A 26,758-nucleotide genomic window follows, 5' to 3' on the forward strand; every position below is an offset into this window, starting at 1 on the left:
GGGGAACCGTCGGGCGCGGTGTGCGGTCACCCGGTGACCACCGAGGCGGCAACGCCTGGCCCGGGGCGCCGGCGGACCCGTGGGCCTCCGGGCGTGGCGCCGGCCGGCGCCGCCGCGCTCGTCGTCGACGCGGCCGGGTACACGCGCACCTCGGTCGCCCTGCGCGACGCCCCCGCGACGGTGGACGCGCTGGTCGTCGGGGAGCGCCTCACCCGCATCCAGCGGCGCGAGCCGTACCGGCACCGGTCCCGCGTGGCGGAGGTCTGCGACGCGACGATCTGCGGCGCCGGGGTCCACGGGCCGGCGCGTGCCACGCCCATCGGCATGGCACGCCACCCGGACCTCCCCCTCCCCGCCGCACCGCCGCACCCAGGGCTCCGGGCCGCCGGTGTGGTCCACCGGCCGCTCGGCACGGAGCTGCTGGGCGAGGCGCGCGCCCCGGGGAGGCGCACCCTGGATGGTGGCGGCATGGCCGTCTTCCAGGCCGCGCACGCCTTCCGGCTGTCCACCGGACGTGAGCCCGGCCCGGCCGGGATGCCCGCCCCCCCCCAAGGCCGACCTCGTCGCCGTCCAGGCAGGAGCCCCTCATGCGCAAGTCCATCGCCACCGTCTCCGTCGGCGGCTGTCTGACCGAGAAGCTGGAGGCCGTCGCCCGGGCCGGGTTCGACGGCGTGGAAATCTTCGAGAACGACCTGCTCGGCTGCCCGCTGCCGCCCGAGCGGATCCGCGAGCGAGCCGAAGGGCTGGGGCTGGGGATCGACCTCTACCAGCCCTTCCGCGACTTCGAGGCGGTCGCCCCCGACCGGCTCGCGGACAATCTGCGGCGGGCCGAGCACAAGTTCCGGGTGATGGAGCGGCTCGGCGCCGGCACACTGCTGGTCTGTTCGAACGTCTCCCCCGGCGCCGTCGACGACGACGCGCTCGCCGCCGAGCAGCTGCGCCTGCTCGCCGAACGGGCGGCCGGGCACGGCATCAGGATCGCGTACGAGGCGCTGGCCTGGGGCCGGCACGTCGACACGTATCCGCACGCCTGGCGGATCGTGCGGATGGCCGGCCGTCCGAACCTGGGCATCTGTCTGGACAGCTTCCACATCCTGTCGCGCGGTTCGGACCCCGGCAGCATCGAGGCCATCCCCGGCGACAAGATCTTCTTCCTCCAGCTCGCCGACGCCCCACTGCTCGCCATGGACGTACTCCGGTGGAGCCGCCACTACCGCTGCTTCCCCGGGCAGGGCGGTTTCGACCTCGCCGGGCTGCTCGCCCACGTCCTGCGCACCGGCTACGCGGGCCCGCTGTCACTGGAGATCTTCAACGACGGCTTCCGGCAGGCGGACACCGGGCGGACGGCCGTCGACGCCATGCGGTCCCTGATCGCGCTGGAGGAGTCCGTCGCCCAGGTGCTCGGCACCGGCTCGCCCCTCCCCCGCCCCGTGCAGCCCGACGGCTTCGCCTTCGCCGAGCTGGCCACCCGTGACCACCACCGCCTCGGCGGGCTGCTCGGTGCGCTGGGATTCGCCCGTACGGGACAGCACGCGACCAAGCCGGTCGAGCTGTGGGAGCAGGGCCGGGCCAGGATCCTGCTCGACCGCACCCATCCCGACAGCCCCGTCGACACCTCCCTGGTGGCCATCGGCCTGGAGTTCCCGGACCCCGCGCTCTGCGTCGCGCGCGCCGAGTCCCTGCTCTCGCCCGTACTCCCCCGCCACCACGCCCCCGACGAGGCGCCGCTCGACGCCGTCGCGGCGCCGGACGGCACCGAACTGTTCTTCTGCGACGCCGGGCAGCCGGCCTGGCGCGAGGACTTCGATCCGGCGACGCCGCCCGCGGGCCACATCAGCCGCATCGACCACGTGGCGCTGAGCCATCCGTGGGACCAGTTCGACGAGGCGGCCCTGTTCTACCGTTCGGTCCTCGGCCTGCGGCCGCACGAGAGCGTCGAAGTGGCCGATCCGTACGGTCTGCTGCGCAGCCGCGCCATGTCCGACGCCACCGGCACGGTCCGCCTCGTGCTCGACATCGCGCACGTCGGCGCGCGGGACCTGCCGGGGCAGCACATCGCGCTGGCCGACGACGACATCGTCGCGACCGCGCGCCGGCTCCGGGCCCTGCCCGACGACGTACTGCTGCCCGTCCCCGACAACTACTACGACGACCTGCGGGCCCGCTTCGACCTGGGCGAGACGCGCCACCGGGAACTGCGCGAGCTCGGGCTGCTGTACGACAGGGCCGACGACGGCGGTGAGTTCCTGCACCTCTGCACCGTCACCGTCGGCCGGGTCTTCTTCGAGGTCGTGCAGCGCATCGGCGGCTACCGCGGTCTCGGCCTGGCCAACACCCCTGTGCGGCTCGCCGCCCAGCACGCCTTCGCGCCCGCCACCGCTCCGGACGGCGACCGGCCCGCGCCATGGGACGGGGCGTCAACCCGTCGGCCGGTGGAGCCCCATGACCTCGCGGCCGGCCCCACAGCTGGTGAGCACCGAGAACATCCGCCGGGCGGAGCGCATCCGCACGTCGCCGGCGGTCGCGAACCCCGGTACGCCCGCGCCCGGCCCGGCCAGCCGGATCCCGGAGGCGGGGCGCGCGGGCGGTGACTTCCTCCCCTCGGCCGACGCCATCGGCGTACACATGATGACCAGCGCGTTCCGTGTCTTCCACAGCGCCGCCCAGCACACCTTCGAGGCCCTCTTCGGCCGCGGCCTCACCGCCCCGAAGGGGCGCGCCGCCCGGGCACGTGACCGGACGGGCCGGTCACGGACCCGGGCCTAGCCGGGCGCCGTCGCCGGGTCGGGGTGCGGCGCGCCCAGGTAGGGGAAGTCGAGGAGCAGGTCGGTGTGCGGGCCGATGTGGTCGCCGGCGACCCTCCCGCCCGAGACCATGGCCAGCCGGGCGGAGGTGACGTCGTCGGTGAGCGTCCGGCCGTTGGGGTAGGCGGCGGGGAGGTCGCGGTCGAAACGCAGGATGTCCGGCAGCACCGTGAGCAGGACCTCCTCGGCGGCCTGGGCGTCGTAGCCGCCGGTGTGCCGGAGCACCTCCCGCCACGCGTCGTGGTACGTGTCCCAGTCGTGGACGGGCTCCCCCTCGTTGTACGCCTCCTTCGCCTCGTCCGCGTTGAAGTACGCCGTCAGGGAGGGGTGGGCGCCGCGGTCGACGGACTTGAGCCGGTCGTCCTGCCACAGGCTCACCCGTGCCCACACTCCGATGAGGGGGTCGGGGCACAGCTCGTCGCTCGGGACCTCCAGCACGATGGAGAGGACGTTCTTGTCGGCCCCCCAGTCCACCCCGGTCCACTGGAAGTCCTTGAGGATGCCGTCGAGGTCGGCGAAGAACGGATCGCTGCGCAGACCGGCGAAGAACAGGTAGGGCCCGGCCTCGGCCACGCGGGGCTCCACCCCGGAGGAGACCGGCACGTCGGTGAAGATCTGCTGCCCGCCGGGTTCGGGGATGCGGGCCAGCGCCCCCGTCGCCCAGTACACGGTCGCGGTCTGCTGCCCGTCGCGGGGCGGGGAGAAGACGAAGCTGAACGCCGCATCGGCCAGGTCGTCGCCGTCCACGTCGACATTGACGCGGTAGACCGCGTCCGGATGGAACGCCGCGCCCGCGGCCGGGGCCAGCGGGTGCACGTTCATGACCAGGACGGTGCGCTCGCCCGGCACCGTGAACACGAACAGGTCCGTCAGGTCCAGTCGCGCATCGTCCATGGGCGACCGCAGGTCCGGCCCGCTGAGGTGATGAGACATGTCTCCCACCCTCCGCCCCCGGCCCCTCCGGCGCACGGTGGCGCCCGCCATACGTGCGCGCGGTGTACGGCGGGGCGCCGCCCCCGTACGGTATGGGGCGCACCGTCCAGAACACGCATCTGGAGGACCGGGCCCATGACCGTACCCACGCACCGGCGGCCACGGCGCCGTCTCCTGCCCGCCGCGCTGGCGCTGGCCTCGGTGTCCTTCCTGCTCGCCTGGCTGATGCCCGCGTCGGACGCGGTCACGTCCTCGCAGGACGCCTGCCGCACCGTCGGCGACAGCATGCCGCGCGGCGACTGCGGGCCGTTCCGGCAGGTCTTCGCCGAGAACTTCAACGGGGACACGGTGCCGCTCGGATCGTTCAGCGACTGCGACCACCACGCGGACACGAAGGACGCGTACTGCGCCGGCCTGGAAGGCACCTACCGGGACGAGTGGTGGGCGTATCCGAGCGGCTGGCAGGACACCGCGACGTCCGGCGCCGACGGGAACTCCGTCCGGTCCGTCGGCGGTGCCTACCACCCGGAGGACACCGTCAGCGTCGGCCCCGCCGGCAACGGCGACGGCCGGATGAGCATCCGGATGTGGCGGCCCGAGGACGGCGGGCCCGTCCATGCCGCCGCGGTCGTCCCGAAGAAGCTGATGGAGCAGACGTACGGGAAGTTCAGCGAGCGGTTCCGGGTGGTGAAGGCCGCGCCCGGCTACAAGTCGGCGCACCTCTGGTACGGGGACGGGTGCGAGATCGACTATCCGGAGCAGAACTGGACCGACACGATCACGGCGTTCACCCACCCGTGCGACGGCGGCCGGCAGGACATGTTCGCCACCGGAGCCCGCTGGACGGACTGGCACACGACGTCCGTCGAGTGGACGCCGGACGAGATCCGCTACTACCTGGACGGCGCGCTCGTCGGGTCGAGCACGCGGGGCGTACCGTCCGGGCCGCTGTCCTGGATCCTGCAGAACGAGAGCGCGCTGTACGGACCGCCCGCCGCGCCCGGCTCGTCGGCGCAGCTCGACATCACCTGGGTCGCCGGTTACGCGTACGAGGGCGAGGGCGCCGCGCACGAGGACGAGGACGAGGACGAGCGGGAGGGTTACTGAGTCCGCGGGCGGTGCCGCGCCGCCCGCGTCCGGCTACGCCCCGGTGAGTTCGCGCACCGTGGCCATGTCGCTGAACGGAATCAGCCGCTCCCCGACGATCTGGTAGGGCTCGCTGCCCTTCCCCGCGATCAGCACGATGTCGTCCTGCCCGGTGACGGACAGCGCGTGGGCGATGGCGCTGCGGCGGTCGGCGTACCGTTCGAACGGTGTGCCGGTCGCCAGGAGACCGGGGGTGATCTGGTCCAGGATGTCCTCGGGATTCTCGTTCCTGGGGTTGTCCGAGGTCAGGACGCACAGGTCGGAGTGGGTCCCGGCGATCTCGCCCATCTCGGCGCGCTTGGTGGTGTCGCGGTCCCCGCCACAGCCGAAGACGGTGACGACCCGGCCCTTGGCGAAGTCGCGGATGGTGGTCAGGACCTTCTCCAGCGAGTCCGGGGAGTGCGCGTAGTCCACGATCACGGACGTGCCGCCCGGTGTCTCGAAGCGTTCGAAGCGGCCGGGGGCCGTCGGCATCCGGTCCAGCGCGGCGACCAGACCCGCCAGATCGTGCCCCAGCACATGGCAGGCGGCGACGGTGGCCAGCGCGTTGGCGACCGAGAACCGGCCGGGGACGGGGATCGCCGCCGGGTACGCGCGGCCGTCGTGATGGAGGGTGAACCGCGTGCCGTGACCGTCCGTGGTGAGGCCGGTCGCCCGGTAGTCGGCCTCCGCGTCGAGGGCGTACGTCGTCACCGCACCCGGCATCATCGCCACGATCCCGGCGCCCACCGCGTCGTCGACGTTGACGACCGCGCGCCGGCACAGCCCCTGGAAGAGGCGCAGTTTGGCGTCCCGGTAGTTCTCCATGGTGCCGTGGTCGTCCAGGTGGTCCTGGGTGAGGTTGGTGAAGATCCCCACGTCGATGAACGAGTCGTCCACCCGGTGCGTCAGCAGCCCCATCGAGGTCGCCTCCAGGACCACGGTGGTCACCCGGCGGTCCCGCATGCGCCCCAGCAGGTACTGGAAGTCGGGCGACTCCGGCGTGGTCAGCACCGACCTCGGCATGGGAATCACCTCGTCCCCGATCCGGCTGCCGCCCGTCCCGATGACCCCCACTTCGGCGCCCTCGGCGATCCGCAGCAGGGACTCGACCATGTACGAGACAGAGGTCTTCCCGTTGGTGCCGGTGACGGCCACCATGTCCATGGCCCGCCCGGGCTCGCTGTAGTAGCGGGAGGCGAGGGCCGCGGCGGCCTTCCTGACGTCCGGCACGCGTACGACACAGGCCCCCGCGGCGACAGCGGCCGCGGCAGCGGCCACCGATGCGTCGGAGCCCTGGTCCGTGCCGTCGACGAGCACCGCCACCGCGCCGCGCGCGAGTGCGGGGCCGACCGCCTCGGGACCGCCGCCGTCGTGCCCGGGCACGGCGATGAACAGGGTGCCCGGCGTGGCCCGGTGGGCGTCGAAGCAGGTGCCCGCGGTGATCACCGTCTCCGGATCCCCTTCGAGGACCTCGTGGTCATGGCCGGCCAGCAACTCGCTCAACTTCACAGGGGTCCTCTCGGGGGTACGGCGACGGCCGGCCCGCGCGCAGGGGTGGACAGCAGCGGGCCGCAAGAAGGGGAAAAAGAGAAAGAGGGGTATGGAAAAAAGGGGGGGGGTGGGGAGGGCTGCGCGCACTGCGGGAAGCAGTGGTGGAAAAGGCCGGATCAGGAATCGGCGGGCAGCACCCGGGCACCGCCGGGGAGGGAAATCGCTAGCCGTGGCCGTGCAGGGCCCGGCACAGGGCGTGAGCGGCCCGGCACAGGCACTCCTCGACTCCACATGTGCGATCCATGTTCAGGAGTGTACGGCCCCGGGACCGGTCCGCAGCACCCCCTGTGGAGGGGGCCGGGGCCCCGGTGGCACACTGGCCGCCGATTCGCCGAAGGAGCACCCCATGCCGCTGATCCGCACTCTCAGCCGGGCGGTTCGCCGTGCCTACCGCCCGGGCGTGGACCTGAGCCACCCCACCCGGTCCCCGCTCGGCAGTGCGGTCGTCAACTGCGTGGTCTACGAGGACGGCGCGCGCCGGCCCGGCGACGACTGTCCGGCCGAGGAGGCCCTGCGACGGGTCCGCAAGGCCGGCCAGGGGTTCGTCTGGATCGGGCTGCACGAGCCGTCCGAGGAGGAGTTCGCCGGTCTCGCCGCGCTGTTCGAGCTCCATCCGCTGGCCGTCGAGGACGCCGTACAGGCACATCAGCGGCCGAAGGTCGAGCGGTACGACGACGTGCTGTTCGCCGTCTTCAAGACCGTCCACTACGTCGAGCACGCCGAACTCACCGCCACCAGCGAGATCGTGGACACCGGCGATCTCATGGTGTTCACGGGCCCCGACTTCGTCATCACCGTCCGGCACGGCGGCCGCGGCTCGCTGGGCCCGCTCCGGGAGGTGCTGGAGTCGGCGCCCGAGCGGCTGGCCATGGGCCCCGCCGCCGTGCTGCACGCGGTGGCCGACCACGTGGTGGACGACTACCTCGCGGTGGCCGAGGCCGTGCAGCACGACATCGACGCGGTCGAGACCGCGGTGTTCAGCGAGTCGGCGGGGCGCGGCGACGCGGGCCGGATCTACCAGCTCAAGCGTGAGCTCCTGGAGCTGAAGCGGGCCGTGGCGCCGCTGGCCCGCCCGCTGCACCTGCTGGCCACCGAGCCCATGCCGGCCGTGGGCCCGGAGATCCGGGCGTACTTCCGGGACGTCGCCGGCCACCTGTCCCGGACCGCCGAGCAGATCGCCGCCTTCGAGGGCCTGCTCGACTCGATCCTCCAGGCCCACCTGGCGCAGGTGACGATCGTCCAGAACGAGGACATGCGCAAGATCACCTCATGGGCGGCGATCATCGCCGTACCGACCATGATCTGCGGTGTCTACGGCATGAACTTCGACCACATGCCCGAACTGCGCTGGACGTACGGCTACCCGCTCGCCCTCGCCGTCATGGCCGCCGCCTGCTTCACGATCCACCGGGCGTTCCGCCGCAACGGCTGGCTATGACGCCGTGACCACCACTTCGCCGCCCACCACGACGGTCTCGGCGACCGTGCCGGGGATGTCCTCGGGTGCGACGGCCAGGATGTCGCGGGAGAGGACGACGAAGTCGGCGAGCTTGCCCACGGTCAGTGAACCCCGCTCTTCCTCAAGGAAGTTGGCGTACGCCGAGCCCATGGTGTAGCCGTGCACGGCGGTTTCCACGTCGACCGTCTCACCGGGCATCCAGGGCTCGCCGCCGCCGAGGGGGCGCCGGGTCACGGCGGTGTAGATGCCCACCATCGGGTCCATCTCGGCGACGTTCCAGTCGCTGGAGAAGGCGAGTACCGCGCCGGCCTCGTGGAGGCTGCGCATCGGCCACGCCTTGTGCCAGCGGCCCTCGCCGACGTTCTCGGCCCAGTCCTTGCCGGGCCCGGCGATCTCCGGGGCGCAGTGGCGCGGCTGCATGCAGGCGACCACGCCCAGTTCCCCGAAGCGCGGGGTGTCCTCGGAGTCGAGGCACTCGACGTGGACCACCTGGTGGCGGGCGTCGCGCGGGCCGTTGGCGGCGCGGGCGCGCTCGACGGCGTCGAGGACGGTACGGATACCGCGGTCGCCGGTGGCGTGGACGAAGCACTGGAAGCCGCGCGCGTCCAGCCGGGTCAGCAGCTCGGCGAACTCCTCGGGCGGGTAGAAGGTGTCGCCCCGGTGGTGGCCGCAGCCGGTGTAGGGCTCCAGCAGGGCGGCGGTGCGGGGTTCGACGACGTCGTCGATGTAGAGCTTGAGCGGGCCGACGCTCAGCCGGTCGTCGTCGAAGCGGCGGGCGGCGGCGAAGTCGTCGAGGTCGGCGTCGGTGGTGCCGCGCGGGTGGAAGAGGGCCGCGACGATCCGGGAGCGGAGCCGGCCCTCGGTGCGGGCCCGCTCGTAGAGGGCGAGGTCGTCGAGGGAGTTCTGCGGCTCGACGACGGTGGTGATGCCGTACCCGATCGCGTCGTCGAGGCTCTGGGCGAGGCGCCCGTACTGCCGGTCGGGCGACGCCCAGGGCACACCGAGGGCGCGCAGCGCGCGGTGGCCGTCGCGGGAGAGGCCCTTGACGGCGAAGTCCTTGATGAATCCGGTGGGTTCGCCGGTCCCGGGGTCGGTCTCGGCCTCGCCGAAGGGCAGGCTCGTACGGCCCTTTTCGATGCCGAGGCGGCGCAGGGCCGCCGTGTTCAGCCAGGCGGTGTGGACGTCGTAGCTGAGGACGAAGGCGGGGGTGCCGCCGGTGGCGGGGTCGAGGTCTTCGGCGCGCGGCATCCGGCCGCCGGGGATCGCGGAGTAGTCGAAGGCTTCGGCCTCGATCCAGTCGGCGCCGGGGTGGGCGGTGTGCCAGGCGCGGATGCGCTCGTGGATGCCGGTGAGCGTACGGACCCCGGCGAGCTGGACGCAGGCGTCGTCGGAGCCGAGCCTGACGTGGTTGTGGGCGTCGATGAAGCCGGGCAGCACCAGCCGGCCGCCCGCGTCGATGATCTCGGTGTCCGGTCCGGTCCACCGCGCGGCTTCGGAGTCCGCGCCGAGCCAGGCGATGCGCCCGTCGCGTACGGCGAGCGCCTGCGCCCGGGGCAGCCGCGGGTCGACGGTGTGGATGCGGGCGTTGACGAGGACCAGGTCGGCGGGGGTGGTGCGGGTCATGAGGGTGAACTCCTGGGGTGGTGCGGAAAGTACGGGTGGTTCAGCGGGCGGACCGGACGGGCCTACGTGGAGCCAGCGCCCAGTAGGTGAGTGCGGAGACGGCCGAACCGAGGAGGGTCAGGTCGGCGCCGCCGAGCGGTGCGACCAGGGGGCCGGTCCACAGTTCGGAGTCGCAGGTGAGGGCGGCGAAGACCATGCCGGCGAGGAGGGCGGCCATGCCCGCCGGGTGGTAGCCGGCCCGGTACCAGTACGCGCCGCCCGCTCCGGCGTGCAGGGCCTCGGCGTCGTAACGGCAGCGGCGCAGCAGCATGTCGGCGAGGAAGACGCCGCCCCACGGGGCGAAGACGATGATCAGGAGGGAGAGGAAGGACAGCAGCGACTCGGTGAAGTCGGCGAAGAAGAGGGCCCAGAGCGAACCGGCGGCGGTGACGGCGGCGCTGATGAGGAGGGTCCGCGACCGGCTCCAGGGGATGCCGAGCACCTGGAGGTTCAGGCTCGACGAGTAGAGCGTGATGATCGAGTTGGTGACGGAGCCGAGGAGCACCAGGGCCAGGAAGACCGGCTGGAACCAGCCGGGCAGCAGCGTCTCCGCGCCCGCCACCGCGTCGGTCATGTCGGTCCGGGTGGCGGCGGCGACACCCGCGACGCCGAGGGCGACCGAGGAGACGAAGCCGCCGAGCGCCCCGCTCCAGGTGATGGAGCGCAGCGAGGTGGAGGCGGGGAGGTAGCGGGTGTAGTCGGCGGGCATCGGCAGGTACGAGAAGGGGCCGGCCAGCATGACGACGAAGGCCAGGCTCCAGCCGGCGGCGCCGGGTCCGGTGGCGGGGGCGGTGGTGTCGGCACCGGGCAGGACGAAGACGAGCAGCGCGGCGAACCCGGCGGCCAGGACGTACGCCAGCCGGCGTTCGGCGAACTGGACGGTGGCGTGGCCCCACAGGGCGACCGCGAAGGTCAGGGCGAGGGTGGTCAGGAGGGCGAGGGCGCGGGCGGTGTCGCCGCCGTTCCAGCCGAGTTCGGCGAAGAGGACTTCCAGGGCGAGGGTGCCGACCACCGTGTTGACGATGGTGTAGCCGACGCTGACGACCCAGTTGAGCGCTCCGGCGGGCCAGTTGCCGCGCGTGCCGAAGGCGGCGCGGGAGATCACGAGGGTGGCCGTGCCGGTACGGATGCCGCTCAGCCCCGCCGCGCTGATGACGAAGAACGACAGGCCGCCGATGACGACGACGGCGGTCGCCTGCCGGAAGGAGAGGCCGAAGGCGACGGCGAGCGCGCCGTTGATGACGTAGGTGAAGGTCAGGTTGGAGCCGAACCAGAGCCAGAAGAGGTCCTTGGCGCTGCCGTGCCGCTCCTCGTCGGGGATGGGTTCGATGCCGTGGGCCTCGACCCGGAACACCTCGTCGCCGCCCTGCCGCTGTTGCTCCGCCTCGCGTATGGCCATGCCGTTCCCCGCCCCAGACCTCGTGACCTTGAATGCTGTTCTAGAAGTTAGAACGGCATTCAAGATGCGGTGCCACTCCCCCGTCCGTCAAGACCCCGGCGCACATCCGTGCGCTTCGCGGCTAAGGTCGTGACCATCGGGTACGGACGGCGGAGGCGGGACCGGTGGCAGGAGCGGCGCGGCGGCGCGACGGACACATCGCTCAGGAGCGGATGCTCGAAGAGGCCATGGCGGTCATCGCCGAGCACGGTCTGGCCGCGCTCACCATGTCCGCGCTGGCGGAGCGGCTGGACACCAGCGGCGGCCACATCCTGTACTACTTCGGCAGCAAGGACCGGCTGCTGCTGGAGGCGCTGCGCTGGAGCGAGGCCGAACTCACCGGGGAACGCCGGGTGTTGCTGGGCCGTCCGACGACGGCGGAGCGCAAGCTCGACCAGTTCCTGGAGCTGTACCTGCCACGCGGACCGCGCGACCCGCGCTGGATGCTGTGGATCGAGCTGTGGGCCCGTACGCCGGCGAACGAGGACCTGCGCCAGGCCCAGGAGGCCATGGACCAAGCCTGGCAGGATGACCTGGAGGCGCTGCTCACCAAGGGCGTGACGCGGCGGCGCTTCGCACCGATGGACGTGGTGGCGCACGCGTCCGAACTGCTGGCGCTGCTGGACGGGCTGAGCACCCGGGTGGTGCTGGGCCAGCGCGGCAGCGACCGCCGTCAGGCGCTGGCGGCGGCGAGGTCGGCCGCGCGCCGCCTGGTCCCGGCCGGACCGGCTCAGTAACTCAGCGGCTCAGTATCCGGCCGGGCGCACCAGTCCCGTGTCGTACGCGAAGACCGCGGCCTGGGTCCGGTCGCGCAGGCCCAGCTTGACCAGGATCCGGCTCACATGGGTCTTCACGGTCTGTTCCGCCAGCACCAGCCGCCCCGCGATCTCCGCGTTCGACAGCCCCTGCGCGATCAGCGACAGCACCTCGGTCTCGCGCTCCGTCAGGGCGCCGACGCGGTCCTTGAGCGGGGCGCGGGGCGTGTCGGTCAGCCGGGAGAACTCCGCTATCAGGCGCTTGGTGATGTTCGGGGCGAGCAGGGCGTCGCCGGCCGCCACCACCCGTACCGCCCGGGCGAGTTCGGCGGCGGAGGCGTCCTTGAGGAGGAACCCGGACGCGCCGGCGCGCAGCGCCTCGTACACGTACTCGTCGAGGTCGAAGGTGGTCAGGACGAGGACCTTGACCGTGGCACCCGCCGGTTCGGTGATGCGCCGGGTCGCGTCGATTCCGCCGAGCCCCGGCATCCGGATGTCCATCAGGACGACGTCCGGGCCGAGTTCGGCGGCCTTGCCGACGGCGTCGAGGCCGTCCACGGCCTGGCCGACGACCTCGATGCCGGGTTCGGCGTCGAGCAGCACGGTGAAGCCCTGACGGACCATCACCTGGTCGTCGGCGATCAGTACGCGGATGGTCATGGACTGCCCTCCAGGGGAAGCGTCGCCAGTACTTCGTAACCGCCACCGGGGACAGTACCGTTGGTGAACTCACCGCCCAGCATGGCGGTGCGTTCCCGCATGCCGAGGAGACCGTGGCCCGCCCCCCGGGGGGGCTCCGCGGTTCCGTCCGGCGCGGTGTTGGTGACCCGGACGGTGAGACCGGCCGTGTGGTAGCCGATCACCACCCGCGCGTCGGCTCCGGGCGCGTGCCGCATCACGTTGCTGAGCGCCTCCTGCACGATGCGGAACGCCGACAGCTCGACGCCCGGCGGCAGTGGCCGCGGTTCTCCGGTGGTGCGGACCGTGACGGTGAGCCCGGCGCTCCGCACATTGCCGACCAGCTCGTCCAGCCGGTCGAGGGTGGGCTGCGGGGCGTGCCGGACCTCCTGCGACGGGGATTCCTCCGAGCGCAGTACGCCCAGGACCCGGCGCAGTTCGGACAGCGCCCCGACGGCGTTCTCGCGGATGCCCGCGAGGTTCTCCTTCAGCTCGTCGGACGGGTTGTCGACCAGGTGCGGAGCGACCTGCGCCTGGATGGAGATGACCGACATGTGGTGGGCGACGACGTCATGCAGCTCGCGGGCGATGCGGTTGCGCTCCTCCATGAGGGTGCGCCGGGCGCGCTCCTCGGCGGCGAGTTCCTCCTGGACGACGAGTTCCGTGCGGGCCACCTGACGGCCGCGCAGCGAGCCGCCGACCACCACCGCGGCGGTGAGGATCCCGACGGCGCGGCCGACGCCGGTGAAGTGGCCCTGGAGAATGAGCGTGCTGCAGACCACACCCGCCAGAAGGCTGATTGTCAGGGCCTCGGCCGCGACGCGGGGGCGGACCCGCAACGCCAGCATGAAGAGCACGCCGGCCTGCGCGGCGATCCCGGGACCGGTCCAGGGGAACAACGGCTCCCAGGGGAACTGCGAGCCCGGGAGCCCTGCGGCGATTCCGGGGGCGGTCCAGGGGAACACCTCGTCCCGGGGGAACTGCGAGCCCGAGAGCCACGCGACGGCCACCATGGCGATCGTCACCATCCACCACGCCGGCAGCGGCCGGAACGCCGCGACGACGAGCGCCGCCGACTGCGCCCCGCCGAGCAGCAGGGCGTACCGGGTGCCCAGTCCGTGGCCCCAGTCGAAGGCGAGATCGTTCACATTGATCACGGCGAGGACCGTCGCGCAGATCAGCAACAGCAACACGACGACCGGCTGCCACATCAGCCAGCCGGGCCGTCCGCCGGGCGGCGGGGCGGCGGCCCCGGTCCACAGGTCCTCGCGCAGGTTGCGCGGCACCGCCCGCACAGCCTTCCCCAGCCGCTCCACCACCGTGCTCTCCCCCTTCACAAGATCCACCCTAGGCACGCCGCACCGCCGCGTCCCGGGCGGGATGACCCTCGCGCACGATCCGGGTGCTCTTTCGAGGCCGCGGCCGGCCCTGTTCGTATGTATGGAACGCCGCCCAGCACACTCCCAGGGCCCCCATGAACACCGGCAGCCAGACCGGCCGGGCGAGCACCCAGCCGAGACCGCCGGGAACGGTGTGCAGGCCGGGCAGGGGCCTGCCCGCGAGGAGGCCGGCCGCGGTGACCGCCATCATCGCGGTCTGGTGCCAGAGGAACACCGTCATCGCGGAGAGGTTGACCAGCGCCACCGCCGCCCAGGCGGCGGGCCGGGCGAGCGCCCGCCGCAGCGGTCCCAGCAGGAGCAACGCCGCGCCGCACTGGGCGAGGCCGAAGGTGACGGCGGCGAGGGTGGGCGGATTGAGGTTGGAGACCGCGGCGCCGGGGACCCCGACCATGGACGCCGGGTAACCGGCGAACACCACCAGGACGGCGGTCGCGGCCGCGCCCCCGGCCAGCAGCACCCAGCCGGTCGTACGGTCCCGCAGGCCGCCCCGGGCCCGGGCCGCGCCCAGGCAGTACGGGACCAGCCAGCCGGCCGCCACGTTGATCCAGCCGAGCCGGGCGGGACCGCCCAGGCCGAACCGGGCCAGGTCGACGTACAGGACGACCGCGAGCGGCCACAGCGGATGGAGTTTCGCCACCAGCGGGGTCACCGCCGTCAGCGCCGCGAAGACCAGCAGGAACCAGAGCGGGGACAGCGCGAGCTTGAGCAGCGCGCGTACGGTCTCCGGGTCCGCCCCGGACGCGAGCATCACGCCCGCCGCCACGGCCCACACCACCAGCACGGCGACGACCGGCCGGCCCAGCCGGGCCGTCCGGGCACCGAGCCACTGCCCGTACGTCGCACCTCGGGCGCGGCCGGCGGCGTAACTCTTCGCCCCCACCAGCCCGCCCACCAGGAAGAAGACCGCCAGGGTCTGGAACATCCAGGAGACGGGGGCGAGTCGGGGCATGTACTGGAGCGGGCTCGTGGCGCGCACCGTGCCGCTGTCCGCGACCAGGGCGGTCACCAGCCAGTGGCCGAGGACCACGCCGAGGATGGCGAGGGCGCGCAGCGCGTCGACGGCGCGGTCACGGCCGGGCGGGGTCGCGGCGCCGATCCGCCGTACGAGGTCACGCATGGCGGCCCTCCTCGGAAGGGGTCTGTCCGGAGACGATCCGGGCGATGTTGTCCAAGGAGACGGAACCGGGCTTCAGGTAGTCGCTGTGGCCGCCGTCGCCTGCCGCGAAGATCCGGGCGCCGAAATCCGGTGAGACGGGATCGGCCCCCAGCCCGACGGTGAGGTACGGGAGCCGGATCCGGCCGTGCGGTACGTCGGCGATCCGGTCGCCGGCGCCCCGGCCGGCCCAGACGGTGGCCCGGGTGCGCAGCGCGGCGGTGTTGTCGCCGCCGGTGCCGGGGCTGCCGTACAGGACGATGTCCGCGACGTCCAGGCCGGACGCGGCGGCTGCCCGGCCGCAGACCACGGAGCCGTAGGAGTGGCAGAGGAGGGAGGTACGGGCGGCGGGCCCGGCCGCGCCCAGCTCCGCCACGAACCGGCGCAGGGCGGGGGCGGCTTCGTCCGCGCGGCCGGGTGTCAGCACCTGCGGGCTCACCGTGCCCGGCGTCTCGTATCCGAGCCAGGCGACGACCGCGGACCGGCCGCCCAGTTCGCGCTGGAGCGCGGTCGCGCCGGCGCGGAGGCGTCCGTACCGGTCGAGGCTGGTGCCGGAGCCCGGGACCAGTACGGCGATCCGCTCGGCCCGGGACAGGTCGCCGAAGACCTCGGCGGTGCGGCCGCCGTCGCGGCCGTCGAAGAAGAGGAAGCGGCGCGCCGGGTCCGCCATCCCCCGCAGTACGGCGGCCCGCTTGCGGTCGCCGTGGCCGGCGGCCGTCCGCTCGGCGGCCCGGATGCCGTCGCGGGTGGCGGCGTACCGTTCGGCGAGCTCGGCGGGGGTCGTGGCGCGCAGCGGGGCCAGGGCGGCCGGGGCGGGAGCCGGCACGGCCGCGGGGCGGGCCGCGCCCGACACCGGTACGGCCACCGCGGCGGTGACGAGTGCGGCGAGCAGGGCGCGGCGCGGGCGGCTGCTGCGCGGGCGGGACGCCATGGGAATGGTCCTTCCGTACCGGATGTCTGTCGTGCTTCCGGTACGGAATGTATGGATCACGCCTCGTGGTCGGCGTCCCGCCAGTGAGCCACCCTCGCGCGTAGCTCCGAAGTACTACGGGTAGGGGCCGGGGCCGCCCGGCCGGGTCAGTGCGCGTTCTCGGTCGGGCGGAGGTCCTTGGGGATCTTCGCCCAGGCCAGGGCCGCCGCCGCGAGCGGCAGTGCCGCGGCGAGCAGGAAGGTCGGGGTCATGCCCGCGGTGAAGGCCGCGGAGACCTTTTCGAGCAGTGCGGTCCCGGCCGGGCCACCGGTCTGCGCGGCCAGGTGCGCGGCCTCGCCCACGGAGTCGCGTACCGCCGCCGTCGCCGCGCCGTCCAGGCCGAGCGCCGGCAGGTGCGCCCGGTACAGGGCGGACGCCACGCTGCCGAGGATGGCGACACCCATCGCCGCGCCGAGTTCGTAGCAGGTCTCCTCGATGGCGGCGGCGCCGCTGACGTCGCGCGCCGGGGCGGAGGCCATCAGCGTCACCGAGGCGACCGTGGTGGCGATGCCGACGCCGCAGCCGAGCACGCCCAGCGCGAAGGCGACGGACGGGTAGCCGAGGGTGCCGGCCTGCTGGAAGGTCCAGGGCAGCGCGAGGCCGGCCGTCATCATCAGCAGTCCGCCGCCGAGGACGTGACGGATCGGAAGGCGGTGCATCAGGGCGGGCGTCACCAGTGAGGTGACGACCAGGCCGAGCGGCGCGGGGAGCAGCCGGATGCCGGCCTGGAGCGGGGTGTAGCCCTCGCCGTACTGGAACCACTGGGTGATCAGGAACAGAGCCGAACCGAGCGCGATCATCCCGAGGAAGATCGCGGCGGCTGCGATGCCGAACGACCGGCTCGCGAAGAGCCGCACCTGCAGCAGCGGCTGCGGAAGCCTCAGCTGGCGGCGTACGAACACGGTCAGCGCGACCCCGGCCACGGCCAGCAGCGTCCAGGCGAGCGGGTCGGCGGGGCCGCCCTTGCCGAGCTGCTTGATGCCGCCCGCGAGGGCGAGCATGCCGACGACCGACTGGCCGACGCCCCACCAGTCCCAGCGGCCCTCGCGCGGCTGACGCGACTCGGGCAGCAGCCACAGGCCGAACGCGATGACGGCCAGCGCGACCGGCACGTTGAGCAGGAACGCGGACTGCCAGCCGTTCTTCTCGACGAGCAGACCGCCCACGACCGGACCGAGCGCCATGCCGCCGCCGAAGACCGCGGCCCAGACGGCGTACGCGAAGGCGCGCTCACGGGCGTCGGTGAAGACGTGCCGCAGGATCGAAAGGGTCGACGGCATGATGGCCGCGCCGCCGACTCCGAGCAGCGCGCGGGCCGCGATGACCTGCCACGGCTCGGTGGCGAACACGGCGATCAGCGAGGCGAGCGCGAAGACCCCGAAGCCGATGAGCAGCAGGCGCTTGCGCCCCCAGCGGTCACCGAGCGCGCCCGCGGTGACCAGCACACCGGAGAGCGCCAGCGCGTACACGTCGATGATCCACAGCTGCTGCACGGAGCTGGGCTGGAGGTCGGCGACGAGGGAGGGGAAGGCGACGTTGAGGATCGTGGTGTCCATCGCGATCAGCAGCAGGCTGCCGGAGAGGATCGTGAGGACGGCCCAGCGCCGGGGGTCGAGCTGGGCCCGGAGGTCTGGCCGGACGGGGGCGGGGTGCATTGTGGTCCTGTTCGGGTCGTGCCGGAAGGCGCATGATGACACCTTCCGGTCTCGCTTGAGACACCAGTGTCTCAAACAAGACTGCAATGCGCACATTCATTCCCCGGGCGCCTCCTTACGCCCCGACCCCACGCCCCTCCGGCCCCCCGCCTCCGGGCCCTCCGGCCTCCCGCCCCCGGGCCCTCCGGCCTCCCGCCCCCGGGCAGCAGCCATGCGTCACGTCACGGCGAGATCTCCTCCAGCGGGCGGTTGGCCGTCTCCTCCGCGAACAGCGCCACGACCAGGCCGCCCACCAACGCGACACAGCCCAGCAGGACGAAGGCGCTGAAGATGTCCGCGCCTCCCGCGTACACCGCGCCGACCACGACCGGGCCGAGGATGACACCGAGGCGGTTGACGGCGCCGCCGGCCGCGCAGCCCATGGCCCGCATCCGCGTCGGGTACAGCTCGGGCGTGTAGAGGTAGAGGCTGATGCAGGCGGCGTTGAAGAACGTCGCCGCCAGCGTGGTCCACAGCAGCAGCTGGGGCGCGCTGTCGCCGCCCAGTACCGCCAGGGTGATCAGCAGCGGCGCGGTGATGCCGAGCGCGAGCGCGATGAGCCTGCGCCGCCCGAGCACGTCGATCGTGAACGCGGCGACGGCGCATCCGGCGAGACCCGCGACCGAGGTGACGGTGGAGTAGCGCAGCGCTTCGCCGATGGTCAGGCCGTACTCGCTCCTGTAGATCGTCGGCAGCCAGGACGTGATGCCGTACTGCACGAAGTACGCGCAGAACCAGACGGTCCAGATGACCTGGGTACGCCGCAGATAGCGGCCGGCGAAGAGACCGGTGAAGCCGGACGCGGCCAGTTCCTTCGGGGTGGCGAGGGAGCCGTTCGCCGCGACCGCGCCCACGGCGTCGCCGGCCTCCGGGGCGGCCGGGGCCGCCGGAACGGGAGGCAGCGGGCGGCCCGTGGCCCGTTCCACCTTCGCCTCGATGTCCGCCATCACCACCGCGGCCTCCTCCAGCCGGCCGCTCTCGGCGAGCCAGCGCGGCGACTCGGGGACGGTCCGCCGGATCAGGAACGCGAGCAGGCCGGGTACGGCGGCGATGACGTACATCCAGCGCCAGCCCGCGGCCGGCACGACCCAGGCGGCGACGAGGGCGCCCACCGTCAGGCCGGCCGGGAACACCAGCTCGTACAGCAGCACGAAGCGTCCGCGGTGGAAGCTCCGGGTGATCTCCGCGATGAAGGCGGCCGCGACCGGCACCTCGCCGCCGATGGCCAGGCCCTGGACGAAACGCACCAGCAGGAAGGGTTCGAGAGTGGTACACGCGGCCAGCGCGAGGCTGGCGACACTGGTGACCCCGATGCACGCGGCGATCACCTTGACCCGGCCGAACCGGTCGGCCATCCGGCCGGAGAAGAGGGCGCCGATCAGCATGCCGATCGAGCCGACGGTGAGGACGAGGGTGCCCTGGCTCCTGGTCAGGCCCCATTCCTGGGACAGCTCGGGAAGTGTGTACGCGATGAGCAGCTGGTCGAAGGCTTCGAAGAAGGTGACCATGCCGATCGCGACCCGGACCAGCACATGCCAGCGGGACAGCGGTAGGCGCTCGAAGCGCGCTGCGATATCGGCGCGGACCGCGAGGCCCGGCGATGCGTCGATGCTCATCCAGAATTCCTCCTGCTCCGGCGAAGGGCGGAGCGGTGGTGCGGTGGGGCACACGGCGGACGGGCCGTGGCCGCGAGAGTACGCCCACGTTTCGCACATACCGGCACGGTCGTGGGCGCGGGGGCAGGGAGGTGCGGATCTGCCGGCCCAAGAGGCCGAGCTTTAAGGGGTTAGCTTCTTAGCGCTGAAGTATTACCGCGTCCGACCCCGGCACTCAAGGGTTCGGAGGGCCGGAATTCAACTTCCCGCAACCCCTTGCGCGGAGGTACTTAAGGGCTTAGCTTTTCACCGGCAAGCCAGTCGACAAGCCGGTCCGAGGCCCCGCGGAAGGGATGCGCGCGCCTACCGCAGCAGGCCCCGCCCGCGGACGGGGCGAGTGCCCCGGCTCCCCCGGGAGCACACCCGGGCGCGGGCACCCGGAGGCCCGCGGCCACGAGCGCACCGGGCCCGCCCGTGGGTCCGCTCCGTGGGCCGGCATGTGATCCATGCGCGGTGCCGGCACCTCGCCGTCGCCCTGTTCCGCCCGGGCTCCGGCGGCTCGCCCCGGCGGGACCGGCGGAGGGGCGACGCAACAGCCGCGACGCCGTCCGTCAGACGCCTCCGCGACCTCGGCAGCGCGTCCGCCGGGGACGGACCGGTGATCCGCGGGGGTACGGCTGCGCGCGTATCGTTGAATCAGGGTGTCCGCGAAGTCCTCCCGGAGGGCGGTGCGCGCAGTGGTCGAGCATCGGATATTGGGTCCTGAGAACGGCGAGCTCTACCAGCCGGAGCGGGCGTGCGGGGACCGGTTCCTGATCGACAGCCGTGAGTGGGGCGGCCGCTTCGCGCTGGTCGAGCATCGCCTGCCCCCGAAGGTGCTCGCGGCCCCGGTGCACCAGCACACCCTCGAGGACGAGTTCAGTTTCGTCATCGAAGGGTCGGTCGGTGCGAGGTTCGGTGACGAGGAAGTCGTGGCCGGACCCGGCGATCTCGTCTTCAAGCCGCGGGGCGAGTGGCACACGTTCTGGAACGCCGGGCAGGCGCCGGTCCGGCTGCTGGAGATCATCTCTCCGGGGGGCCTGGAGGAGCTGTTCCGACGGCTCGACCAGCTGACCGGAGAGCCGAGCCCCGAGGAACTCCAGGAGAAGGCGGGGTCGTACGGCTGCTCGGTGGACATGGAAGCGACCATGGCACTCGTCGCGAAGCACGAGCTGGTCTTCTGACGCCTGCCCCCCGGGGCCGGCGCCCGCGCCTCGGGTCCACCGGCTCGCGGTCAGGGCGGTACGGGCCGCCTCGGTGGCCGGCCCCTCGCCCGCCCTGCCGGGCGCGGTATGAAGCGGTGCGGCATAGAATGACCGAATGATCTTCATTGTTGTCAAGTTCCCCGTGAAGCCCGAGTACGCCGAGGCGTGGCCGCAGCATGTCGAAGCCTTCACCAGGGCCACCAGGGACGAGCCGGGCAACCTGTGGTTCGAATGGTCGCGCAGCGTCGAGGACCCGACCACGTACGTGCTGGTCGAGGCGTTCCAGGACGACGCCGCCGCGGCCCACGTCAACTCCGGCCACTTCAAGGCCGCGTTGGAGACGATGCGCCCCCTGGTGCGTCGTACGCCCGACATCGTGAGCACGACCGTCGAAGGCGCGGACGGGTGGAGCGCGATGGGTGAACTCAAGATCGACTAGCAGTTGGAGAGCAACGTGTCGAAAATCCTCTTCGTCGTCACCGGCGCCGACCGCTGGACCCTGGCCGACGGTACCCACCACCCCACCGGCTTCTGGGCCGAGGAGGTCGTCGCCCCCTACGAGGTGTTCACCGGCGCGGGCCACGACGTCGTGGTCGCCACCCCGGGCGGCGTCGTGCCCACCGTGGACCGGGCCAGCCTCGATCCGGCGGTCAACGACGGACACGAGGGCGCCGACCGGGTGGTGAGGGCCCTCGCGTCCTTCACCGCGCTGCAGCAGCCGCTGAAGCTGGAGGAAGTGGATCCGGCCGACTACGGCGCCGTCTTCTACCCCGGCGGCCACGGCCCCATGGAGGACCTGGCGGTCAGCGCCGAATCCGGCCGGGTGCTGAGGGACGCGCTCGCCTCGGGCAGGCCGCTCGGGGTGGTGTGCCACGCCCCGGCCGCGCTGCTGGCCACGGAGGGCGCCGACGGCGGCTCGCCGTTCGCGGGCTACCGGCTGACCGGGTTCACCAACGCCGAGGAGACCCAGGCGGGCCTCGCGGACAAGGCGCAGTGGCTGCTCCAGGACCGTCTCGTGGAGCTCGGCGCCGACTTCCAGGAGGGCGAGCCCTGGGCGCCGCACACGGTCGTCGACCGCAACCTGTACACCGGTCAGAACCCGGCGTCGGCCGGTCCGCTGGCGGAGGAGATGCTCAAGGCGCTGCGCTGAGAGGCGGCGCGCTGAGGCGCAGTGCGCTGAGAAGCGGTGCACTGCGCCTCAGCGCGCCGGGAGCAGCCGGTCACGTCAGCTGGCGCCGCACCAGTTCGCGCAGCCGGCCGCCGGCGTCGGCCAGCAGCTGGGCGGGTGGCCCCTGTTCGACGATCCTGCCGTCCGCCATGACGATCACGCGGTCGGCGTCCATGACCGTGGACAGCCGGTGGGCGATCACGAGACGGCCGGCGTTCAGCCTGCGCGTGCTCTCCATGACGATGCGCTGGGTCTCGTTGTCCAGCGCGCTGGTGGCCTCGTCGAAGAAGAGGACGCGCGGGCGGCGCACCAGTGCCTGAGCGATCATCAGGCGCTGCCGCTGCCCGCCCGAGATCGCGCCGCCGCCGGAGATCATCGTGTGCAGCCCCATCGGCATGCGCCTGATGTCCTCCGCCAGACCCGCCATCTCGGCGGCCTCCCACACCTCCTCCTGGGAGAAGGCCTCGGCGCCGCAGATGCAGTCCAGGATCGAGCCGGTGAGCGGCTGCGCGTTCTGCAGGACGACGCCGCACTGACGGCGTACGGCCGCCTGGTCGAGCGCCGCCAGGTCCTGGCCGTCGTAGAGCACGCTGCCCGAGGCCGGCTCGTCGAATCCGATGAGCAGCCGCAGCAGGGTCGACTTGCCGCAGCCGCTGGGACCGACGACCGCCACGAACTCGCCCGGCCGCACTTCGAACGACACGTCGTCGAGGACCAGCGGGCCGTCGTCGGTGTAGCGGAACGAAAGCTTCCTGGCCTCGACGGAGCCGGACAGGACGCCGGGCTGCGTGCCGGCGCCGCGTACCTCCGGCGCCTCGTCCAGGACCGGCTTGATCTGCTCGAACATGGGCAGGGCGGCGGCGACCGAGATGAGCGCGCCGCTGAGCTGGGTGACCGACGTCAGCAGCATGGTCACGGCCGTACTGAAGGTCAGGAACGCTCCGGCCGACATGCTGCCGCGGGCGGGCCCCGCCAGCAACATGAACATGATGAGGGAGCACAGCGGCAGGTAGATCGCGTCGAGGACCGTGGTCAGGTTCTTGATGCGGCCCGCGCGCTGCTGCATTTCGCGGGTACGGGCGAACTCGCGCGCCCAGGCGGCGTACGCGAAGCTCTCGGCCGCCGCGACCCGCAGTTTGGGCAGTCCCCGCAGGGTCTGGAACGCCTGGTTGTTGAGCTTGTTGCCGAGCTCGACCAGCCGCCGCTGCCAGCGCACCTGCCACAGCCCCATGCCGAGGAACACGGCGCCGATGACGACGAGCATCGCGAGCGCCGCCAGGGCCAGCGGCACGCTGAACCAGAACAGCAGAGCGATGTTCATCGCGCCGACCGTGCTCGCCTGCACGGCCACCGGGCCGAGCCCGGACAGCACCCTGCGGATGGAGCTGATGCCCATGGCCGCACTGGCCAGTTCTCCGGTGGACCGGGCGGCGAAGAACCTCGTCGGCAGTCGCAGCAGCCGGTCCCAGACCGCGGGCTGGAGGGTGGCCTCGATACGGCCCTCCATCCGGAGGAGGGTGAGGTTCTGGAGCAGCATGAAGGACGCGGTGACGATGCTGGTGATCATGACGGCCAGGGAGACCTGGACGATGAGGCCGCTCTCGGCGTTCGGTACGTACACGCCGAGCACCTGTCCGGTCGCGATCGGCACCAGACCGCCCAGGCCGACCGTCACCAGCCCGCCGAGGATCAGGTTCCGCAGGTCCGGGCGGGTGTCGCGGAGGCTGAAGCGGAGCAGGCGCCACAGGGTCATGGGCCGCTCGGGCAGCGGGCGGTAGAACATGACCGCGCGCGGCTCGAAGTCGTCCGCGTTGTCCTTGCCGATACGCGTCCGCACACCCGAGGCCGGGTTCACCGCCTCGTACCGGCCGCGGCGCCACAGCAGCGCGACGGGGGCACCGGACTTGGCCCGGTGGCCCACCAGCGGGCCGGAGTCCGTCCGCCACCAGCTCCCGTCCAGCCGGACGGCGCGGGTACGGACGCGGGAGGCCAGGGCGATGCGCTCGACGGGGGTCACGCGGTCGTCGGCCGCACCGCCCTTCGGGGGCTCCGAGAGCGTGATCCCGGCGGCGTCGGCGACCCGGCGGCAGACGGCGAACGTCGCGTCGTCGGCGGCGCGGTCCGCGCCCGCCGCACCCCGGCCGGAGCGGTCGGACCGGTCGGGGCTGCCGATGGAGGCCACCAGCGCCTGGTCCGCCCGCGCGCGGACGGCCGCGCCCGCCTTGATGCCGGCCGCGGTGCGGTCCTCGTGGGCGCGCTCCAGCTCCTCGATCCAGTGGTCCACGGCGGTCAGCAGGCGGTACTGCTGGTTCACCATCTGCTGCCACATCGCGGTGTCGATCAGCAGGTCGCCCGCGGCCTCCGCGCTGTAGGAGGCGCCGTACTGCACGCTGCCGGGCGCGGCCGGCATCCACAGGACGTCGGCGTCCGCGACGCCCGCCTCGACACCCGGGCGGCCGTCCAGCGGGGCCTCGAACAGCACGCCCAGGCTGCGTCCGATGCCGAGCGCGAAGGCGTGGTCGAGCGGGCTTTCGTACGCCGCGTGAGCGTGGGGACCGGCGTGGCCGTCGGCGTACTCGGGCCGGTACAGCTCCCGCAGCGGGATGCGGCGCAGCAGGCAGTCCTGCGACGGCCTGCCGAGCAGGGTGTGCTGGGGGCCTTCGACCGGGCCGAGCAGCAGCGCCCCCGCTTCGAGGCGGCCGAGGAAGTGCCAGTGTCCCTGCTGGACGGCGTCGACCGCGAACAGGTCCAGGGCGCCGCCCACCACGAGCCACACCACCTGCGGCCCCTCCAGCGACAGGCTGCGCAGGCCGGTGCAGTCGACGGGTGCGCCGAGGCCGCCGAGCGCGTAGGTCACCGCGTCGGTCTCGGCGAAGCCCTCGACGGCGGCCGGGTGTACGAACGACATGTCAGTGCTCCTTGACCAGCTCGGCGTACGCTCCCCGGGCTGCGACCAGGTCCTCGTGCCGGCCGCGTTCGACGACCGAGCCGTGGTCGAGCACGACGATCTCGTCGCTGTCGCGCACCGTGCTCAGCCGGTGGGCGATCACGACGCACGCGCAGCCGCGCCGCCGCAGGTTGTCGATGATGACGCGCTCGGTCTCCGCGTCGAGGGCGCTCGTCACCTCGTCGAGCACGAGGATGCTCGGCCGCCTGACCAGCGCACGGGCGATCTCCAGCCGCTGCCGCTGCCCGCCGGAGAAGTTGCGGCCGTCCTGCTCGACCCGGCTGTGGATGCCGTCGGGGCGCCGCGCGACGACGTCGTACAGCGCGGCGTCCTGGAGGGCCGCGACGACCGCCTCGTCCGGTATCGAGGGGTCCCACAGCGCCACGTTGTCCCGGACCGTGCCCTCGAAGAGGAAGACGTCCTGGTCGACGAAGGAGACGGAGGCGGCCAGCGCGCTGCGGGAGATGTCCTCCAGGCGCTGTCCGTCGATCCGGATCGTCCCCTCCCAGGGGGTGTAGAGGCCCGAGATCAGCCGGGACACGGTCGACTTGCCGCTGCCCGATCCGCCGACGAGGGCGACCTGCTGTCCTGGGCCGACCGCCAGCGAGAAGCCGGTGAGCAGCGGTGTGTCCAGCGGGCTGTAGCCGAAGGTGATGTCTTCGAGCGTCACGTGGCCCTTGAGCCTGCGGGTGGACTCGTCCGGCTCGCGGCGCGAGTACAGCACGTCGACCGGGAAGCTCTCGACGTCTTTCAGCCGGGCCACGTCGGCGGCGAAGTCCTGGATCCGGCCCGCCACCCCGTTGAGCCGGCTGATCGGCGCGGTGAAGCGCGCCACCAGCGCCTGGAAGGCGACGAGCAGCCCGACCGAGATGTGCCCCTCCACGGCCCGCAGGCCGCCGATCCACAGGATCAGCGCGCTGTTGAGGGTCGCGAGGGTGGGCGCGACGACGGCCAGGTACGCGCTCGGTACGCCGAGGCGCTGCTGCACCTCCAGCGTGGTCGCGTGCTGGCCCGCCCAGCGGCGGAAGAAACCGTTCTCGCCGCCGGTGGCCTTCATGGTCTCGATCAGCTGAAGGCCGGTGTACGAGGTGTTGGTCAGCCGGGCGCTGTCCGCGCGCAGCTTCTGGGTGTGCGTGGCCCGCAGCCGGATCACGATCCGCATCGCGACCACGTTGAGCAGCGCGACGGTCACGCCGACGAACGTCAGCTGGGGATCGTACGTCCACATCAGGAAGGCGTAGAGGATCACCACCACCCCGTCCACCCCCGCGGCGGCGAGGTCGCGTGCCAGTGTCTCGGCGACCGCGTCGTTGGACTGGAGGCGCTGGACGAGGTCGGCCGGGCTGCGCTGTGCGAAGAAGGTGACGGGCAGCCTCAGCAGGTGGCGCAGGAACCGGGCGCTGCTCAGCGTGGAGGAGATGATGCGGCCGCGCAGCAGGTTCGCCTGTTGCAGGCCGGTCAGTACGGCGGTGAGCGCCACCATCGCCGCCATCGACGCGAAGAGCGGTCCCAGCACCGACGTCTGGTCGCCGATCAGGAACATGTCGATGTACGTACGGCTCAGCGCGGGCACCGCCGCGCCGACGGCGACGAGCAGCAGGCTGGCGAGGAGCGCGGCCAGCAGGGTGCCCGTGGTCCCGCGCATGCGCGCGGGGACGGCGCTCAGCACGCCCGGCTTGCGGCCGCCGCGGCGGAAGGACTCGGTGGGCTCGAAGACGAGGACGACCCCGGTGAAGCTGGTGTCGAAGTCCTCCGCCGCCACGAAGCGGCGGCCCTTGTCGGGGTCGTTGATGTGGACGCCCCGGCGGCCGAACCTGCGCCCCGTGCCGTCGTAGACGACGTAGTGGTTGAACTCCCAGAACAGGATGGCCGGCGCCTGGACCACCTCGGCCAGCGCCGCCGACTCCATCTGCATGCCCTTGGCCTGCAAGCCGTAACTGCGCGCGGCCTTCAGCAGGTTGCTGGCGCGTGAGCCGTCACGCGAGACCCCGCACGCGATGCGGAGCTCTTCGAGCGGAACGTGCCGCCCGTAGTGGGCGAGCACCATGGCCAGCGCGGCGGCGCCGCACTCCACCGCCTCCATCTGGAGGACGGTGGGTGTGCGGACGGCCTTGCGCTTCTCGGGCGTCCAGCCGGTGTCGCTCCGCCCACATTTCCCAGACCCTGCGCTGGTTGACCA

General features: G+C 72.7%; 21 protein-coding genes. 9 read left to right on the forward strand and 12 right to left on the reverse strand.

Annotated features, from left to right (window positions below):
• Nucleotides 1-93 precede the first annotated feature (93 nt).
• Genes ACWD0Y_RS24415 through ACWD0Y_RS24425 form a run of 3 tightly spaced genes read left to right on the forward strand, consistent with a single transcriptional unit; the run spans nucleotide 94 to nucleotide 2,766 of the window.
• Nucleotides 94-630, forward strand: a complete 537-nt coding sequence (locus ACWD0Y_RS24415) for a type II 3-dehydroquinate dehydratase (protein ID WP_450262447.1) — start codon at nucleotides 94-96, stop codon at nucleotides 628-630.
• Complete coding sequence (locus ACWD0Y_RS24420) at nucleotides 588-2,591, forward strand: bifunctional sugar phosphate isomerase/epimerase/4-hydroxyphenylpyruvate dioxygenase family protein (RefSeq protein ID WP_450262448.1); 2,004 nt, start codon at nucleotides 588-590, stop codon at nucleotides 2,589-2,591. Before ACWD0Y_RS24415 ends, ACWD0Y_RS24420 begins: the two co-directional genes overlap by 43 nt.
• Nucleotides 2,503-2,766, forward strand: coding sequence for a hypothetical protein (locus ACWD0Y_RS24425; RefSeq protein WP_450262467.1), 264 nt, complete (start codon nucleotides 2,503-2,505; stop codon nucleotides 2,764-2,766). The genes ACWD0Y_RS24420 and ACWD0Y_RS24425 overlap by 89 nt, the downstream gene beginning before the upstream one ends.
• Here the strand turns inward: ACWD0Y_RS24425 and ACWD0Y_RS24430 are convergent.
• Nucleotides 2,763-3,737 (reverse strand): DUF4331 family protein, encoded by a 975-nt coding sequence (locus ACWD0Y_RS24430; RefSeq protein WP_450262449.1) that lies wholly within the window; start codon nucleotides 3,735-3,737, stop codon nucleotides 2,763-2,765. The genes ACWD0Y_RS24425 and ACWD0Y_RS24430 overlap by 4 nt on opposite strands.
• 135 nt (nucleotides 3,738-3,872) lie before the next feature.
• On the opposite strand from ACWD0Y_RS24430, the gene ACWD0Y_RS24435 reads away from it, so the two are divergent.
• Nucleotides 3,873-4,844, forward strand: a complete 972-nt coding sequence (locus ACWD0Y_RS24435) for a glycoside hydrolase family 16 protein (protein WP_450262450.1) — start codon at nucleotides 3,873-3,875, stop codon at nucleotides 4,842-4,844.
• 33 nt (nucleotides 4,845-4,877) lie between these two features.
• Here ACWD0Y_RS24435 and ACWD0Y_RS24440 read toward each other — a convergent pair whose 3' ends face one another.
• On the reverse strand, nucleotides 4,878-6,374 hold the full coding sequence (locus tag ACWD0Y_RS24440) for a UDP-N-acetylmuramoyl-L-alanyl-D-glutamate--2,6-diaminopimelate ligase (RefSeq protein ID WP_450262451.1): 1,497 nt from the start codon (nucleotides 6,372-6,374) through the stop codon (nucleotides 4,878-4,880).
• A 388-nt stretch (nucleotides 6,375-6,762) separates the two neighbouring features.
• Here ACWD0Y_RS24440 and ACWD0Y_RS24445 point away from each other — a divergent pair, with 388 nt between their 5' ends.
• On the forward strand, nucleotides 6,763-7,854 hold the full coding sequence (locus ACWD0Y_RS24445; RefSeq protein WP_450262452.1) for a magnesium and cobalt transport protein CorA: 1,092 nt from the start codon (nucleotides 6,763-6,765) through the stop codon (nucleotides 7,852-7,854).
• On the opposite strand, the gene ACWD0Y_RS24450 is transcribed toward ACWD0Y_RS24445, so the two are convergent.
• Nucleotides 7,849-9,498, reverse strand: coding sequence for an amidohydrolase (locus ACWD0Y_RS24450; protein ID WP_450262453.1), 1,650 nt, complete (start codon nucleotides 9,496-9,498; stop codon nucleotides 7,849-7,851). The two genes, ACWD0Y_RS24445 and ACWD0Y_RS24450, sit on opposite strands and share 6 nt — an antisense overlap.
• A 40-nt stretch (nucleotides 9,499-9,538) precedes the next feature.
• On the reverse strand, nucleotides 9,539-10,936 hold the full coding sequence (locus ACWD0Y_RS24455) for a purine-cytosine permease family protein (protein WP_450262454.1): 1,398 nt from the start codon (nucleotides 10,934-10,936) through the stop codon (nucleotides 9,539-9,541).
• A 164-nt stretch (nucleotides 10,937-11,100) separates the two neighbouring features.
• On the opposite strand from ACWD0Y_RS24455, the gene ACWD0Y_RS24460 reads away from it, so the two are divergent.
• Complete coding sequence (locus ACWD0Y_RS24460; RefSeq protein ID WP_450262455.1) at nucleotides 11,101-11,712, forward strand: TetR/AcrR family transcriptional regulator; 612 nt, start codon at nucleotides 11,101-11,103, stop codon at nucleotides 11,710-11,712.
• A 9-nt stretch (nucleotides 11,713-11,721) separates the two neighbouring features.
• Here ACWD0Y_RS24460 and ACWD0Y_RS24465 read toward each other — a convergent pair whose 3' ends face one another.
• The 6 genes from ACWD0Y_RS24465 to ACWD0Y_RS24490 all read right to left on the reverse strand — a co-directional run bounded on the left by ACWD0Y_RS24465 (nucleotide 11,722) and on the right by ACWD0Y_RS24490 (nucleotide 19,241).
• Nucleotides 11,722-12,390: a response regulator gene (locus ACWD0Y_RS24465; RefSeq protein ID WP_450262456.1), complete on the reverse strand. Its 669-nt coding sequence runs from the start codon at nucleotides 12,388-12,390 to the stop codon at nucleotides 11,722-11,724.
• Nucleotides 12,387-13,727, reverse strand: coding sequence for a sensor histidine kinase (locus ACWD0Y_RS24470; protein ID WP_450262468.1), 1,341 nt, complete (start codon nucleotides 13,725-13,727; stop codon nucleotides 12,387-12,389). Before ACWD0Y_RS24470 ends, ACWD0Y_RS24465 begins: the two co-directional genes overlap by 4 nt.
• A 28-nt stretch (nucleotides 13,728-13,755) precedes the next feature.
• Nucleotides 13,756-14,925 carry an acyltransferase family protein gene (locus ACWD0Y_RS24475; RefSeq protein WP_450262457.1) on the reverse strand — a complete coding sequence of 390 codons (1,170 nt, stop codon included), beginning with the start codon at nucleotides 14,923-14,925 and terminating at the stop codon, nucleotides 13,756-13,758.
• Complete coding sequence (locus ACWD0Y_RS24480; protein ID WP_450262458.1) at nucleotides 14,918-15,892, reverse strand: alpha/beta hydrolase; 975 nt, start codon at nucleotides 15,890-15,892, stop codon at nucleotides 14,918-14,920. Before ACWD0Y_RS24480 ends, ACWD0Y_RS24475 begins: the two co-directional genes overlap by 8 nt.
• Nucleotides 15,893-16,038: 146 nt before the next feature.
• A complete protein-coding gene (locus ACWD0Y_RS24485; protein WP_450262459.1) occupies nucleotides 16,039-17,586 on the reverse strand; it encodes an MFS transporter in 1,548 nt (515 codons plus the stop codon).
• 221 nt (nucleotides 17,587-17,807) lie between these two features.
• Nucleotides 17,808-19,241 carry an MFS transporter gene (locus ACWD0Y_RS24490; RefSeq protein ID WP_450262460.1) on the reverse strand — a complete coding sequence of 478 codons (1,434 nt, stop codon included), beginning with the start codon at nucleotides 19,239-19,241 and terminating at the stop codon, nucleotides 17,808-17,810.
• 734 nt (nucleotides 19,242-19,975) lie between these two features.
• On the opposite strand from ACWD0Y_RS24490, the gene ACWD0Y_RS24495 reads away from it, so the two are divergent.
• From ACWD0Y_RS24495 to ACWD0Y_RS24505, 3 genes are all read left to right on the forward strand, one after another.
• Nucleotides 19,976-20,443: a cupin domain-containing protein gene (locus ACWD0Y_RS24495; protein WP_450262461.1), complete on the forward strand. Its 468-nt coding sequence runs from the start codon at nucleotides 19,976-19,978 to the stop codon at nucleotides 20,441-20,443.
• Nucleotides 20,444-20,579: 136 nt separating this feature from the next.
• Nucleotides 20,580-20,903: a putative quinol monooxygenase gene (locus ACWD0Y_RS24500; protein ID WP_450262462.1), complete on the forward strand. Its 324-nt coding sequence runs from the start codon at nucleotides 20,580-20,582 to the stop codon at nucleotides 20,901-20,903.
• Between the two features lie 15 nt (nucleotides 20,904-20,918).
• Nucleotides 20,919-21,614, forward strand: coding sequence for a type 1 glutamine amidotransferase domain-containing protein (locus tag ACWD0Y_RS24505; protein WP_450262463.1), 696 nt, complete (start codon nucleotides 20,919-20,921; stop codon nucleotides 21,612-21,614).
• A gap of 70 nt (nucleotides 21,615-21,684) precedes the next feature.
• On the opposite strand, the gene ACWD0Y_RS24510 is transcribed toward ACWD0Y_RS24505, so the two are convergent.
• Nucleotides 21,685-24,540 carry an NHLP bacteriocin export ABC transporter permease/ATPase subunit gene (locus ACWD0Y_RS24510; protein WP_450262464.1) on the reverse strand — a complete coding sequence of 952 codons (2,856 nt, stop codon included), beginning with the start codon at nucleotides 24,538-24,540 and terminating at the stop codon, nucleotides 21,685-21,687.
• 1 nt (nucleotide 24,541) lies between these two features.
• The coding region (locus tag ACWD0Y_RS24515) for an NHLP family bacteriocin export ABC transporter peptidase/permease/ATPase subunit (RefSeq protein ID WP_450262465.1) at nucleotides 24,542-26,758 on the reverse strand (2,217 nt) is incomplete at its 5' end.

This window comes from Streptomyces altiplanensis (assembly GCF_053591575.1).

Bases quoted from the DNA above. Each gene is read 5' to 3' on its own strand.
- ACWD0Y_RS24420 (WP_450262448.1), top strand. From the start codon at position 588: ATGCGCAAGTCCATCGCCACCGTCTCCGTCGGCGGCTGTCTGACCGAG.
- ACWD0Y_RS24430 (WP_450262449.1), bottom strand. From the start codon at position 3,737: ATGTCTCATCACCTCAGCGGGCCGGACCTGCGGTCGCCCATGGACGAT.
- ACWD0Y_RS24435 (WP_450262450.1), top strand. From the start codon at position 3,873: ATGACCGTACCCACGCACCGGCGGCCACGGCGCCGTCTCCTGCCCGCC.
- ACWD0Y_RS24445 (WP_450262452.1), top strand. From the start codon at position 6,763: ATGCCGCTGATCCGCACTCTCAGCCGGGCGGTTCGCCGTGCCTACCGC.
- ACWD0Y_RS24450 (WP_450262453.1), bottom strand. From the start codon at position 9,498: ATGACCCGCACCACCCCCGCCGACCTGGTCCTCGTCAACGCCCGCATC.
- ACWD0Y_RS24455 (WP_450262454.1), bottom strand. From the start codon at position 10,936: ATGGCCATACGCGAGGCGGAGCAACAGCGGCAGGGCGGCGACGAGGTG.
- ACWD0Y_RS24465 (WP_450262456.1), bottom strand. From the start codon at position 12,390: ATGACCATCCGCGTACTGATCGCCGACGACCAGGTGATGGTCCGTCAG.
- ACWD0Y_RS24475 (WP_450262457.1), bottom strand. From the start codon at position 14,925: ATGCGTGACCTCGTACGGCGGATCGGCGCCGCGACCCCGCCCGGCCGT.
- ACWD0Y_RS24480 (WP_450262458.1), bottom strand. From the start codon at position 15,892: ATGGCGTCCCGCCCGCGCAGCAGCCGCCCGCGCCGCGCCCTGCTCGCC.
- ACWD0Y_RS24485 (WP_450262459.1), bottom strand. From the start codon at position 17,586: ATGCACCCCGCCCCCGTCCGGCCAGACCTCCGGGCCCAGCTCGACCCC.
- ACWD0Y_RS24490 (WP_450262460.1), bottom strand. From the start codon at position 19,241: ATGAGCATCGACGCATCGCCGGGCCTCGCGGTCCGCGCCGATATCGCA.
- ACWD0Y_RS24500 (WP_450262462.1), top strand. From the start codon at position 20,580: ATGATCTTCATTGTTGTCAAGTTCCCCGTGAAGCCCGAGTACGCCGAG.
- ACWD0Y_RS24510 (WP_450262464.1), bottom strand. From the start codon at position 24,540: ATGTCGTTCGTACACCCGGCCGCCGTCGAGGGCTTCGCCGAGACCGAC.